The following is a 12,446-nucleotide window of genomic DNA, read 5'->3' on the forward strand; positions in this document are numbered from 1 at the left end:
AAGGTGTCGATGCGGTGCTCAGAGCGCGCGGAATGCGTCGCTGTGGCGCGCCCAGGCCACGTACATCGCGAGTGCGGCGACCAGCAGCCCGGCGATGATGATCAGGTCGGTCGGTTTGGTCGCCGTCGCCAGCGTCGTGTACAGCGTATAGGCGGCGCCCGCCACCGCGACGAGCGGCGTCACGGGCCACAGCGGCATCCGGTAGTGATGCTCGACGTCGCGGCGTACGAACCGGCTCGCGAGCGCGGCCAGCCCGACGACGAGGTAGATCAGCAGCAACAGGTCGACCGTGAACGCGGTCAGCTCGTCGAGGCTCGACACGAATACGAGCCCGGCCGACGGTATCGCGAGCGCGATCGTCGCCAGCCACGGCGATTCGAGCCGCGGGTGGATCGTCGAGAACGCGCGGTTGCAGGTACGCGACCACAGCGCATGCCGGCCGCTGCTGTACAGCAGGCGGCCCATCGCGATCACGATCGCGATGATCGCGTTGAACACCGACAGGAAGATCCCGCCGCTGACCACGCGCGACACGGCCGGGGTGCTCAACGAGCGCACGACATAGCCGATCGGATCGGCGCTTTTCGTCAGTTCCGTCAGCGACGGCGCGCCCAGCACGATCGCGGTAAGCGGCACCAGCTCGACAACGAGGATCACGAGCAGCGAATAGATCACCGCCTTCGCGACGTTGCGGTTGCCACCGCGCAGGTCTTCCGCGAGGTAGGCCGCCGAGCCGAAGCCGTTGTAGCAGAAGATCGCCGTGCCGATCGCGGGCACGATGGCGGCGAACGTCGCCGGCACAAGCGCATGGCCGCTCGCGACCACCGGTGCGACGAGCACATCGGCGCCGCGATGCGGCGAACCGAAGCCGAGCCCCGCGATCAGCATCAGCACGCCGATTTCGACGACCAGGAACGCGCCGGTGATCCATGCGTTCGTCTTGATGTTCAGCATGCCGAGCAGATAACTGAGCAGCACGATCGTCAGCGCGACCGACTGGTTGCCGAAGTGCGTGCCGAGCGCGTTGTTCAGGTACGGCGCGGCGCCGCTCGCGAGCACGGCCGGGATGAACACGCTGACGGACAGTACCGTGATGAAGGTCAGGTAGCCGGGCAGCGTGCCGAACACGCGCTTGGCCATCACGTATTCGCCGCCCGCGCTGCGGTGCGCGGCGCTCAGTTCCGCATAGCAGAGCGCGAACGCGAGCGCGAGCACGCCGCCGAGCACGAACGACAGCACGGCGCCGCTGCCGGCCTGCTGGATCGCGAACGGCGCGATCACGAAGATCGAGCTGGCCGGCGTCACGCCCGACACGGTGATCATCACTGCATCGCGCACGCTGAGCGTCTGCGACAGCGCGCGCGGCGCGTCTTGCGTGAGGGGCGCCGCTTGCACGGTGCCCGTCGATTCCGACATCATCGCCATTTCGTTCTCCTTTGCTGCTCTTTTTGGAACGCCCATACTCGGGCCCGATTGATTGCGTGGCAGTCTAGGAAGCCAATTTCAGGACCGCTATTCCCCCTTCGTGTTACGCCCTTCCGGTGGTGGTATGGATCGTCTCTTTTCCGAAATCGCGATGCACCAGGCGCTCGGCCGCGCAATCGATCATCTCGGCCAGCCGCGCTTCTGGCGGTTCCTCGTGCTGCTGCTCAATGAAATGGCGCCGTTCGACAACGCGCTCGCGACCGCGATCGGCCGCGACGGCGTGCCGCTCGTGCTCGACGAATACGACACGGGCGGCACCGACACCGCGTCGCCGGTACCGCTTTACCTGAACGGGTTATATCTGCTCGATCCGTTCCTGCAGGCCGCGCACGACGGGCTCGCCGACGGCTGCTACCGGCTGGAGGAAGTCGCGCCCGACCTGTTCCGGCAGAGCGAGTATTTCCTGAGCTATTTCCGCGATGCGGTCGGCGACGACGAGATCCAGATTCTCGTGCGGCCGAACGCCGACACGCTGCTGTCGCTGTCGCTCGGGGCATCGGCACGCTTCGACGTCGAGCCGCTCGGCAAGCTGACGGCCGCGATGCCGTGGGTGCTCGCCGCGATGCGGCAGCACTGGCGGCTGGTGGGCGATGCCGCGCGCGCGACGCCCGATGCCGATCTCGGCGCACGCGTCGAGCAGGCGCTCGCCCGTTTCGGTGCGGGCGTGCTGACCGATCGCGAGATGTCGATCGCGAGAATGGTGCTGCGCGGCAATTCGTCGAAGGCCATCGCCGAGCGGCTCGCGATTTCACCGGAAACGGTGAAGGTGCATCGGCGGCATGTGTATGCAAAGCTCGGGATTTCGTCGCAGCCGGAGCTGTTTTCGCGGTTCATCCAGGCGCTGGGGGAAGATGCTGACGGATGAGTGCGTCGATCGGTACGCACGCGCGGCAACAGGCGCCGATTCGGGCACGCTTCGTCAAGCGCCGCATGCCGGATAAAACGCGACCGACGCACGAAAATCGCCGGCCGGCAGCGATGGGGGCACGCCGGGCTCGGCGCGCGGATCGCATTCAACGGCGCCCCGCCGCCGCTCGTCGCGCGGCATCGAGCGGCGGGACCGCGCGAAACGCGGATACTTCGGCGTACGCGCGACGATCGGGGACGGATGCCGAAATAGCGTGCGCCGGCAGGCGCCACGCCGTTGCGCGATGCATACGTCTGGCCGATATGCCCCCCGATCTTCTCGCAGCCCCGGCAAAAACCGCCTATCGTGAATGAAGCGCCCCGTTTGCTGCCGTTCGGCCCAGCACCGCTCGCGGCGGCGGCAACGGCATCGCGTTCCGGCGCCATTCATCGCGGTCGTCGCGCACGCTCGCCCGTGCACGCGATCGCGCCCGCCCACCGATTACCAGGAGGCACACATGAAAGCTGCGCTGCTCGTCAGCTCCGTCCTGCTCGCCATTGCGTCCGCCTCGGCCTCGGCCCAAGGGTCGATCACGAAAGAAGAAAACGGCGCACTCGTCGCGGCGAACGGAATGACCGTCTACACGTTCGACAAGGACAAGCCGAACGCCGGCACCAGCGCCTGCACCGGCCCATGCGAAACCCTCTGGCCGCCATACAAGGCCAGCGCGACCGACGTACCGGTCGGCCCCTACACGATCGTCAAGCGCGACGACGGCAGCCCGCAATGGGCGTACAAGGGCAAGCCGCTGTACTTCTACTCGAAGGACATGAAACAGGGCGAACGCAACGGCGACAACTTCAAGAACGTGTGGCACGTGGTCGCGCCGTAAACCCCGTCTTTCGCCGCCTTCCGCGCACGTCGCCAGGATGTAGAAAAGCCCGCCCCGATCGCCGATCGGAGCGGGCTTTTACGGCTTCGCACGTCGCACCGGCTGCATGCAGCCGGCTCGCACGTCAACTCAACGATTCGACGGGAAGCTGAACACCGTCCCTTCGCGCACGCCGGCCGACGGCCAGCGCTGCGTGATCGTCTTGCGCTTCGTGTAGAACCGCACGGCGTCCGGGCCGTAGGCGTGCAGGTCGCCGAACAGCGAACGCTTCCAGCCGCCGAACGAGTGATACGCGACCGGCACCGGCAGCGGCACGTTGATGCCGACCATGCCGATCTGGATGTTGTCGCTGAAGTAGCGCGCGGCCTCGCCGTCGCGCGTGAACAGGCACGTGCCGTTGCCGTATTCGTGCGCGTCGATCAGCGCCATCGCCTCGTCGAGCGACTTCAGGCGGATCACGCCGAGCACCGGCCCGAAGATCTCGTGCTGGTAGATCGGCATGCCGGGCTTCACGTTGTCGAACAGGCACGGGCCGAGGTAATAGCCGCCGTCATGACCGTCGACCTTCACGCCGCGACCGTCGACAACGAGCGTCGCGCCCGCTGCCACGCCCGCGTCGACGAAACCGGTGACTTTCTCGAAATGCTGCTGCGTGACGAGCGGCCCCATGTCGACGCCCACACCATTGCCCGGGCCGACCTTCATCTTCTCGATCTCGGCCTTCAGCCCCGCGACGACCTGGTCGCCCGTTTCGTCGCCGATCGCGACGACGAGCGGAATCGCCATGCAGCGCTCGCCGCACGAGCCGTACGCGGCGCCCATCAGCGCGTTCACCGCGTTGCCGATGTCGGCGTCGGGCATCACGACCGCGAAGTTCTTCGCGCCGCCGAGCGCCTGCACGCGCTTGCCGTGCGCGCAGCCGGTCGAATAGATATATTCGGCGATCGGCGTCGAGCCGACGAAGCTCACGGCCTTCACGCGCGGGTCGGTCAGGAGCGTATCGACCGCCTCCTTGTCGCCGTTCACGACGTTCAGCACGCCCGGCGGCAGGCCGGCTTCGAGCGCGAGCTCGGCCATGCGCAGCGTCGACGACGGCGTACGCTCGGACGGCTTCAGCACGAACGTGTTGCCGCACGCGACGGCCATCGGCCACATCCACAGCGGCACCATCACCGGGAAGTTGAACGGCGTGATGCCGGCCGCGACGCCCAGCGCCTGGAACTCGCTCCACGAATCGATCGCGGGGCCGACGTTCTTGCTGTGCTCGCCCTTCAGCAGCTCGGGCACGTAGGTCGCGTATTCGACGTTCTCGATCCCGCGCTGCAGTTCGCCCATCGCATCGGCGAGCACCTTGCCGTGCTCGGCCGTGATCAGCGCGCACAGTTCGTCGGCGTGTTCCTCGAGCAGCGTCTTGAAGCGGCTCATCACGCGGGCGCGCTTCAGCGGCGGCGTGTTGCGCCACGCCGGGAACGCGGCCTGCGCGGACGCGATCGCGGCTTCGACGGTCAGCTTGTCGGCGAGCGCGACGCTCTTGTGCGATTCGCCGGTGGCCGGGTCGAACACCGGCTGGACGCGGCTGCCGCCGTCGATGCGCTTGCCGTCGATCAGGTGGCCGACGGTGGAGGTCACATTGCTGTCGTGTTTCATGTCTCTGGCTCTTTCGTGAATTCGGTGATGGCTGCGGGCGCGCGATGGCTCAGTCCACTTCGTTCAGTGCGTCGGACAGCGCGTTGACCAGGTTGTCGATCTCGCGCTTCTCGGCGATGAACGGCGGCGCGAGCTGGATCGTGTCGCCGCCGTAGCGCACGTAGAAGCCCTTCGCCCAGCAGCGCATCGCGATCTCGTACGGGCGCCGGGCCGGCTCGCCCGGCAACGCGGCGATCGTCAGGCCGGCCGCCAGCCCGTAGTTGCGGATGTCCGCGACGTGGCGCTGGCCCTTCAGCCCGTGCACGGCCGCCTCGAAATGCGGCGCGAGATCGCGCACGCGGGCCACCGCGTCTTCCTTCACCAGCAGGTCGAGCGCCGCGACGCCGGCCGCGCACGCGACCGGGTGCGCCGAATACGTGTAGCCGTGCGGGAACTCGAGCATGTACTCGGGGCCGCCCGCGGCCATGAACGTGTCGTAGATCTCCTTCGTCGCGATCACGCCGCCGAGCGGCTGCGTGCCGTTCGTCACCTGCTTCGCGAAGTTCATGATGTCCGGCACCACGCCGAATGCGTCGGCGCCCGTCATCGCGCCGGCCCGGCCGAAGCCCGTGATGACCTCGTCGAAGATCAGCAGGATGTCGTGCGCGGTACAGATGTCGCGCAGGCGCTTCAGATAGCCCTTCGGCGGCACGACCACGCCCGCCGAACCGGAGAACGGCTCGACGATCACGGCCGCGATGTTCGATGCGTCGTGCAGCGCGATCAGGTCGAGCAGCCGGTCGGCGAGTTCGGCGCCGTGCTCGGGCATACCGCGCGAGAACGTGTTCTCGGCCAGTTGCGTATGCGGCAGGAAATCGGCGTCGATGCCCTGGCCGAACAGCTTGCGGTTCGGCCCGATCCCGCCGACCGAGATGCCGCCGAAGTTCACGCCGTGGTAGCCCTTCTCGCGGCCGATCAGGCGCGTTTTCGTGCCCTTGCCCTTCGCGCGCCAGTACGCGCGGGCCAGCTTCAGCGACGTGTCGGCCGCTTCCGAGCCCGAGCCCGTGAAGAACACGTAGTCGAGGCCGGCCGGCGTCAGGTCCTTGATCTTGTTGGCGAGCTCGAACGATGCCGGATGGCCGAACTGGAAGGCCGGCGCGTAGTCGAGCTGCGCGATCTGGCGGCTCACGGCTTCGACGATTTCGGTGCGGCCGTGACCGAGGCCCGTGCACCAGAGGCCCGACAGGCCGTCGAAGATCTTGCGGCCTTCGGCGTCGGTGTAATACGCGCCCTTGCCGGACACGATCATGCGCGGATCGGCCTTGAACTGGCGGTTGGCCGTGAACGGCATCCAGTGCGCATCGAGCCACGCGGCGTCGGTGCGGAGGTTCGTGTCGTCGTGCTGGGCGGTGGTGATGTCGGTCATGTCGGTCGGCGCGGCGCGCCCCTCCTCCTGGTAATGATGTTGCACATTGTCGGGACGCCAATTAGTCTTTTGAATATCGCAATATCAATGTTCACTTGCGCAACTATGCAAGCAAAGAAACCGAAGAGCCGCGCGCTGCTCGGGCAGCTCAGCGACATGGATCTCCGCCTGCTGCGGGTCTTCAAGGGCGTCGTGCAGTGCGGCGGGATGGCGGCGGCCGAACTGGAACTGAATATCGGCATCTCGACGATCAGCCGGCACGTGAAGGACCTGGAAACGCGGCTCGGCCTCGTGCTGTGCCGGCGCGGCCGCGCGGGCTTCACGCTGACGCCCGAGGGGCAGACGGTGTACGAGGAGACGCTGCGGCTGCTCGCGTCGATGGAAGCGTTTCGCAGCCGGATCGACGGCATTCATGACAAGATGGGCGGAGAACTGCACATCGCGGTATTCGACAAGACGGCCACCAATCCGCAGGCCCGCCTCGGCGACGCGATCCGCCAGTTCGTGGACGAAGCGCCCGACGTCGCGCTGAACCTGCACGTCGCGTCGATCAACGAGGTCGAGCGCGGCATCATCGACGGCAGCTATCAGGTCGGGATCATTCCCGCGCACCGCAACTCGGGCAGCCTCGTGTATTCGGAACTGTTCGACGAGCGGATGCTGCTGTACTGCGGCCGCCAGCATCCGCTCTTCGATGCGCCGCACGGCAAGCTCACGTGGACGACGATCCGCAACCACGCGTTCGCCGGGCTCGGTTTCCATTCGCCGAACATGGAGCTGAGCCATCGCGCGAAACTCACGCGCGGCGCGACCGCGTCGGACCAGGAATCGATCGCGACGCTGATTCTGTCGGGCCGCTATCTCGGCTTCCTGCCCGATCACTACGCGGAAAGTTTCGAAACCAAGGGGCTGATGCAGCCGATCGCGCCGCACCGGTTCAATTACCGGTGCCGGTTCGTGAGCCTGCTGCGGCGCTCGCCGCGGCCATCGCGGGCGGCGCTGCTGTTCCAGTCGTGCCTCGACGCCGCGCATGCGGCGGCACGGCCGGCGGCGTAGCGCCGGCTTGCGGCCCGTTCAGGCCCCGTCGCCGCCCGCGCGCGGCTGCGCCCGTCGGCGCGCGACGAAATGGGTCGCGACGAGCGCCGCGGCGAAGCCCGACGCCGCACCGACGCCGAGCGCCCAGCGCGGGCCGAGATGGTTCGCGACCCAGCCGGCCACCGGCGCGCCGATCGGCGTGCCGCCCAATGCGACCGCGAGGCGCAGCGCCATCACGCGGCCGCGCATCGCGGGCTCGGTGGACAGCTGCATCAGGCTGTTGGTCGAGTTCATGAAGGTGATCGCGGCGATGCCGGTCAGCACCAGCGCGGCAGCGAACGACCCGTAGCCGGGCGCCAGCGCGGCGAACGTGCAGCCGAGCCCGAACAGCGTCGCGCCGATCCACAGATGACGGAACCGCGGCTGCTCGCGGCGCGCGGCGAGCAGCGCGCCCGAGATCGTGCCGACCGCCATCATCGACGACAGGAAGCCGAACCCGCGCGCGTCGACATGAAACACGGTGGCGGCCATCGTCGAGATGAACAGCTGGAAATTCAGCCCGAACGTGCCGATCAGGAACAGCATCGCGAGGATCGCCGTCAGGTCCGGGCGGCGCCACACGTGGCGGAACCCGTCGAGCAGGCTGCCGCGCGAGCGGCCTGCCCGCACGTTCCCGCGCAGTTCATCCTCTCGAAGCCGCGCTAGCGACGCCAGCACCGCGAAGAAGCTGAGCCCGTTCGCGAGAAACGCCCAGCCGGTGCCGACCGATGCGATCAGGAAGCCCGCCGCCGCCGGGCCGATCATCCGCGCGGCGTTGAACGACGTCGAATTGAGCGCGACCGCGTTCGCGAGCTCGCGGTCGCCGACCAGTTCCGCGACGAAGGTCTGCCGCACCGGCGCGTCGAACGCCGACGCGCAGCCGAACAGGAACGCGAACACGTACACGTGCTCGAGCCGCACGGCGCCGGTGACCGTCAGCACGCCGAGCACGAGCGCCAGCGCGCCCATCAGCGCCTGCGTCGCCATCAGCAGCTTGCGCTGGTCGAAGCGGTCGGCCGCGTAGCCGGTCCACGGCAACAGCAGCAGTTGCGGGCCGAACTGCAGCGCCATCACCGTGCCGACCGCCGATGCGTCGTGATGCGTGAGCTGCGTGAGGACGAGCCAGTCCTGCGCGGTGCGCTGGATCCACGTGCCGATGTTCGACACCAGCGACCCGATCGCCCACACGCGATAGTTGAAGCTGCGAAGCGAGCGGAACACGCCCGCGGCCGGCACGCTCATGGCCGGTCCCGGTCGGGCTCGTTGCCGCCGTGCAGTTCGCCGAAGTGGCGCGCGAGAAACAGGCCGAGCACCAGGATGCCGAGACCGAGCGCCGCCGCGTCGGCCGTGCGCTTCAGGTCGAAATCGCCGACCCGGCACACGAGCGCGTAAGCAATCGCGAGGTTCACGACGCCCCACAACACGTTCACGGTGGAAGACGACAGCCCGCGACCGGGCGGATTCGCGAACGGCGTCTGGAACGGCTCGCCGCGCAGCCCGCTGACGAGATGCGGCACGACGTTCGCGAGAAAGGCGCCGCCGAAGAAGTACGACACGAGATGGAGGAGATTCATGTGCGGGGTGTCCTTTCAGCGAGCGAGGGCGTGCGGTTCACGGACGCGCGGGGTCCTGGAATTCGGCGAGCCGCTGCAGCAGCTTCACGGCCGCCGCGAGCTCGGCCTGTTCCGCCGCCGACAGTTGCGCGTGCAGCGCGCGGAACAGCCAGTCGTCCTTGGCCGCGCGGTTGGCTTGCAGCAGCTTGCGGAAACCGGGCGTGAGCGCGATCAGCGTCTGCCGGCCGTCGGTCGGATCGGGCGCGCCGGCGACCGCGCCGAGCGCCTCGAGCGTCGCGACCGTCACGCGCATCGACTGCGGACGCACGCTTTCGGCACGCGCGAGCGCCGACACGGTCGCCGGGCCGTCGCGATCGAGCCGCAGCAATACCGATTTCTGCGAGGACGTGAGGTCGTTCGGATGGGTTTGCTCGCGCATCCGCCGAATCAGCTTGCCGACCGAGATGCGGAGTTCGCCGGCGAGGCCGGCCAGCGGGAGTGTGTCGGGAGGAGACGACGGCGGGTTCATGACATCGACGATAGCACATCGACAGTTAAACTGTGCAGTTTAGCTGTATATTTCATCCCGTAAGGATCGGCCCGTCGCGCGCGCTTTCGCCGCGACACCGCCACGCGTTCGGCCGCGCGATCCGGCTCTGCGATAATGCGGCCTTCTTCCCGCTTCCGCTTTGCCTTCCGCCATGACGCAGCCGTCCGCCCCGCTCCCGACCCACCTGCCGCCGATCTCGTGCCTGCCCGGCGACGCGCTGCCGTGGCTGCCGATGAGCGCCGACCTGCCGGGGCTCGCGATCAAGTACCTGCACATCAATGCGGCCGAGGACACGCTGACCGCGCTGCTGAAGATGCCGGCCGGCGGCACGCTGCCGCGCCACCGTCACGACGGCGAGGTGTTCGTCCATACGCTGCAGGGCGCGTGGCGCTATCGCGAATACGACTGGGTCGCGCACGCCGGTTCGACGGTGCTCGAACCGGCCGGCTCGGTGCATACGCCCGAAACGCTCGGTGCGCCCGGCGACGAGGTGATCACGCTGAACGTGATGCGCGGCGACCTCGTGCTGCTCGACGACGACGGCCGCGAAACCGCGCGCGAAAACTGCCGCGTCGCGCTGCTGCGCCAGCGCAAGCATGCGCGTACGGCGCCGGACACGGCCACGGCGTTCGTTACACGGTAAGGCAGGCGACGTTGGTCCGGTGCGAACCGGGTGGTGCTGCCGCCGCCCGCTCGCGCGGATAGCCGCCGGTGTATTTCCCCGGCCGCCCGGCGCGTTACCGAAAACGCCGGAAAAACCGCCGAATATCGTCGGCCAGCAGATCCGGTTCCTCCAGCGCCGCGAAATGGCCGCCGTTCGGCATGTCGGTCCACTGCACCACGTCGAACACGCGTTCGAGCCAGCTGCGCGGCGGACGGCTGATCTCCTTCGGAAAGCGCGCGAAGCCGACGGGCGCCGCCACGCGTTGCCCCGGCGCGAAGCGCATCGGCTGCAGCCGGTTTTCCCAATACATCTGCATCGACGAGCCAATGCAGCCGGTGAACCAGTAGAGCGATATGCCCGTCAGCAGCGTGTCGTGCGAAAACCGCCGCCCGACGTCGCCGTCGCAATCGCTCCACGCGCGGAATTTCTCGGCGATCCACGCGGCCAGCCCGGCCGGCGAATCGTTGAGCGCGACAGCCAGCGTCTGCGGCTTCGTCGCGTGCACGTGCGCGTACCCGCCTTCCATCGCGACCCAGTCGGTGCGCTGCTTCAGGAATGCCTGCTCGTCGTCGGTCGGCGGCGCGGCCGGGTCGATCGCCGGCTCGTAGCTGCCGGGCAGGTAGTTCAGATGGATACCGTCCACCACGTCGGCATGTCGCGCGCCGAGCGCCACCGACACGGCCGCGCCGATATCGCCGCCTTGCGCGCCGAAGCGTCGATACCCGAGGCCGGCCATCAACCCCGCCCAGCGATCGGCGACCTGAAACGCCGACATGCCGGGTGCCGCCGGCGCCGGCGAGAACAGGAAGCCGGGCAGCGACGGCACGACCACGTCGAACGCGTCGCGAGTGTCGCCGCCGAATGCGGCCGGGTCGCACAGCCGATCGAGCAGCGCACCGAATTCGAACACGGAGCCCGGCCAGCCGTGCGTGATGACGAGCGGATAAGGTGTCGGCCCCGCGCCGCGCCGATGGATGAAGTGCACGCGCTGCCCGTCCACGTCCGCGACGAACTGCGGCAGCCGGTTCAGCGCACGCTCGACCGCCCGCCAGTCGAAGCCCTCGGCCCAGTACGCGACCAGCTCGCGCAGCCATGCGCCGTCCGTCCCCTGCTGCCAGGGCTCGGCGGGGGTCAGCGTCGGCGGGCGCGCGTCGCGCAGGCGCCGGCGCAGGTCATCGAGCGCTTGATCGGGTATTGCAATGTCGAACGGTACGGCGTGCATCGTGTCTCCTCGCGAAGCCTGTCGACGAGATTCTGCGCGCTTTTTCCGACTCGCGCCGGCGGCGGGCGGCCGCGCGCGTCAGCCCGTTTCCCGCTCATCCGCCCGCGCATCGCGCCGCAGCGCCTGCGGCGGTACGCCGAACCCGCGCACGAACGCGTCGCGCATGTGCCGGCGGTCGCGAAAGCCGTTCTCCTTCGCGATCACGTCGAGCGGATGGCGGCTCTGTTCGATCATCAGCCGCGCGGATTCGAGCCGCAGCCGCTCGATCGCCTTCGCGGGCGACTGCCCGGTTTCGAGCGTAAACACGCGGCTGAACTGGCGCGGGCTCAGGTGCACGGCCTCGGCCAGATCCTCGACGGTCAGCGCACGCCCGAGGTTCTGCCGCGCGTAGTCGAGCGCGTTCTGGATCCGGTCGGATTTCGGCGCGAGATCGAGCATTTCCGAATGCTGCGACTGGCCGCCGGCCCGGCGCTGATGCATCACCAGCTTGCGCGCGACCGACCGAGCGGCATCGGCGCCGAGGTCCTTTTCCACCATGGCGAGCGCGAGATCGAGTCCGGCCGTCATCCCGGCCGACGTCCAGATCGGGCCGTCGACGATGAAGATCCGGTCGTCCTCGACGCGAATCTCCGGGTAGTGCCGCTGCATGTCGCGGCCGAACGCCCAGTGCGTGGTCGCGCGGCGCTGCGCGAGCAGCCCGGCCTCGGCCAGCACGAACGCGCCCGTGCAGATGCCGGCGATCCGCCGCGCACGGGCATTCGCGCGCCGCAGGTACGCGACGACGCCGGCCGGCGCCGGCACGGCGAGCGGATCGTTGACGCCCGCGACGATCCACGTATCGACGTCGATCCGACCGCGCAGCGCGCGCGTGGCGACCGGCAGCCCGAGCGACGAGCGCACGTCGCCGCCGTCGACCGAATAGTTGTCCATCGCGTAGAACGGCGCATCCAGGCCCATGTTCGCGTACTCGAACACCGACTGCGCGGCGAGCGCCATGATCTGGAAGCCGTCGCTGATCAGAAAGCCGATTCGGTGCATGTGCGTTCTCCGGTCGCGTGCCGATTGGCCCGATGTCCGAAATCATACCCATCTACGTCATTTGTGTCG

12 protein-coding genes are annotated in these 12,446 nt (G+C 68.4%); 4 read left to right on the plus strand and 8 right to left on the minus strand.

From position 1 onward, the window contains the following. Positions 1-18: 18 nt before the first annotated feature. Positions 19-1,425, minus strand: a complete 1,407-nt coding sequence (locus tag HWX62_RS11705; RefSeq protein WP_175928419.1) for an APC family permease — start codon at positions 1,423-1,425, stop codon at positions 19-21. Positions 1,426-1,549: 124 nt separating this feature from the next. Between HWX62_RS11705 and HWX62_RS11710 the strand changes: the two genes are divergently transcribed. Both HWX62_RS11710 and HWX62_RS11715 read left to right on the plus strand, forming a co-directional pair. After that, positions 1,550-2,350, plus strand: a complete 801-nt coding sequence (locus HWX62_RS11710; protein WP_175928418.1) for a helix-turn-helix transcriptional regulator — start codon at positions 1,550-1,552, stop codon at positions 2,348-2,350. A gap of 499 nt (positions 2,351-2,849) precedes the next feature. Beyond that, positions 2,850-3,224 (plus strand): hypothetical protein, encoded by a 375-nt coding sequence (locus tag HWX62_RS11715; protein ID WP_175928417.1) that lies wholly within the window; start codon positions 2,850-2,852, stop codon positions 3,222-3,224. A gap of 129 nt (positions 3,225-3,353) precedes the next feature. Here the strand turns inward: HWX62_RS11715 and HWX62_RS11720 are convergent, their stop codons facing one another. Beyond that, the gene (locus HWX62_RS11720; protein ID WP_175928416.1) at positions 3,354-4,871 is read right to left on the minus strand and encodes a CoA-acylating methylmalonate-semialdehyde dehydrogenase; all 1,518 of its coding nucleotides are present in this window, start codon (positions 4,869-4,871) and stop codon (positions 3,354-3,356) included. A 49-nt stretch (positions 4,872-4,920) separates the two neighbouring features. Beyond that, positions 4,921-6,276, minus strand: a complete 1,356-nt coding sequence (locus HWX62_RS11725; RefSeq protein ID WP_175928415.1) for an aspartate aminotransferase family protein — start codon at positions 6,274-6,276, stop codon at positions 4,921-4,923. A 105-nt stretch (positions 6,277-6,381) separates the two neighbouring features. On the opposite strand from HWX62_RS11725, the gene HWX62_RS11730 reads away from it, so the two are divergent. Further along, positions 6,382-7,332, plus strand: coding sequence for a LysR family transcriptional regulator (locus HWX62_RS11730; protein WP_175928414.1), 951 nt, complete (start codon positions 6,382-6,384; stop codon positions 7,330-7,332). Positions 7,333-7,350: 18 nt separating this feature from the next. Here HWX62_RS11730 and HWX62_RS11735 read toward each other — a convergent pair whose 3' ends face one another. The 3 genes from HWX62_RS11735 to HWX62_RS11745 are packed head-to-tail and all read right to left on the minus strand — an operon-like array spanning position 7,351 to position 9,432. Then, entirely contained in the window at positions 7,351-8,592 is a 1,242-nt protein-coding gene (locus tag HWX62_RS11735; protein ID WP_175928413.1) for an MFS transporter, read from the minus strand. Further along, positions 8,589-8,924, minus strand: a complete 336-nt coding sequence (locus HWX62_RS11740) for a hypothetical protein (protein WP_175928412.1) — start codon at positions 8,922-8,924, stop codon at positions 8,589-8,591. The genes HWX62_RS11735 and HWX62_RS11740 overlap by 4 nt, the downstream gene beginning before the upstream one ends. 37 nt (positions 8,925-8,961) lie before the next feature. Next, positions 8,962-9,432: a MarR family transcriptional regulator gene (locus HWX62_RS11745; protein WP_175928411.1), complete on the minus strand. Its 471-nt coding sequence runs from the start codon at positions 9,430-9,432 to the stop codon at positions 8,962-8,964. Positions 9,433-9,604: 172 nt separating this feature from the next. On the opposite strand from HWX62_RS11745, the gene HWX62_RS11750 reads away from it, so the two are divergent. Next, a complete protein-coding gene (locus HWX62_RS11750; protein WP_175928410.1) occupies positions 9,605-10,096 on the plus strand; it encodes a 2,4'-dihydroxyacetophenone dioxygenase family protein in 492 nt (163 codons plus the stop codon). A gap of 94 nt (positions 10,097-10,190) precedes the next feature. Here HWX62_RS11750 and HWX62_RS11755 read toward each other — a convergent pair whose 3' ends face one another. Together HWX62_RS11755 and HWX62_RS11760 are read right to left on the minus strand one after the other, a co-directional pair. Further along, a complete protein-coding gene (locus HWX62_RS11755) occupies positions 10,191-11,339 on the minus strand; it encodes an epoxide hydrolase family protein (RefSeq protein WP_175928409.1) in 1,149 nt (382 codons plus the stop codon). A gap of 78 nt (positions 11,340-11,417) precedes the next feature. Beyond that, positions 11,418-12,377 (minus strand): GlxA family transcriptional regulator, encoded by a 960-nt coding sequence (locus tag HWX62_RS11760; RefSeq protein ID WP_175928408.1) that lies wholly within the window; start codon positions 12,375-12,377, stop codon positions 11,418-11,420. Positions 12,378-12,446: the final 69 nt, after the last annotated feature.

It is taken from the genome of Burkholderia sp. BCC0506, from assembly GCF_902833145.1.
Lineage (GTDB): Bacteria > Pseudomonadota > Gammaproteobacteria > Burkholderiales > Burkholderiaceae > Burkholderia.

Bases quoted from the DNA above. Each gene is read 5' to 3' on its own strand.
- HWX62_RS11705 (WP_175928419.1), bottom strand. From the start codon at position 1,425: ATGGCGATGATGTCGGAATCGACGGGCACCGTGCAAGCGGCGCCCCTC.
- HWX62_RS11710 (WP_175928418.1), top strand. From the start codon at position 1,550: ATGGATCGTCTCTTTTCCGAAATCGCGATGCACCAGGCGCTCGGCCGC.
- HWX62_RS11715 (WP_175928417.1), top strand. From the start codon at position 2,850: ATGAAAGCTGCGCTGCTCGTCAGCTCCGTCCTGCTCGCCATTGCGTCC.
- HWX62_RS11720 (WP_175928416.1), bottom strand. From the start codon at position 4,871: ATGAAACACGACAGCAATGTGACCTCCACCGTCGGCCACCTGATCGAC.
- HWX62_RS11725 (WP_175928415.1), bottom strand. From the start codon at position 6,276: ATGACCGACATCACCACCGCCCAGCACGACGACACGAACCTCCGCACC.
- HWX62_RS11730 (WP_175928414.1), top strand. From the start codon at position 6,382: ATGCAAGCAAAGAAACCGAAGAGCCGCGCGCTGCTCGGGCAGCTCAGC.
- HWX62_RS11735 (WP_175928413.1), bottom strand. From the start codon at position 8,592: ATGAGCGTGCCGGCCGCGGGCGTGTTCCGCTCGCTTCGCAGCTTCAAC.
- HWX62_RS11740 (WP_175928412.1), bottom strand. From the start codon at position 8,924: ATGAATCTCCTCCATCTCGTGTCGTACTTCTTCGGCGGCGCCTTTCTC.
- HWX62_RS11745 (WP_175928411.1), bottom strand. From the start codon at position 9,432: ATGAACCCGCCGTCGTCTCCTCCCGACACACTCCCGCTGGCCGGCCTC.
- HWX62_RS11750 (WP_175928410.1), top strand. From the start codon at position 9,605: ATGACGCAGCCGTCCGCCCCGCTCCCGACCCACCTGCCGCCGATCTCG.
- HWX62_RS11755 (WP_175928409.1), bottom strand. From the start codon at position 11,339: ATGCACGCCGTACCGTTCGACATTGCAATACCCGATCAAGCGCTCGAT.
- HWX62_RS11760 (WP_175928408.1), bottom strand. From the start codon at position 12,377: ATGCACCGAATCGGCTTTCTGATCAGCGACGGCTTCCAGATCATGGCG.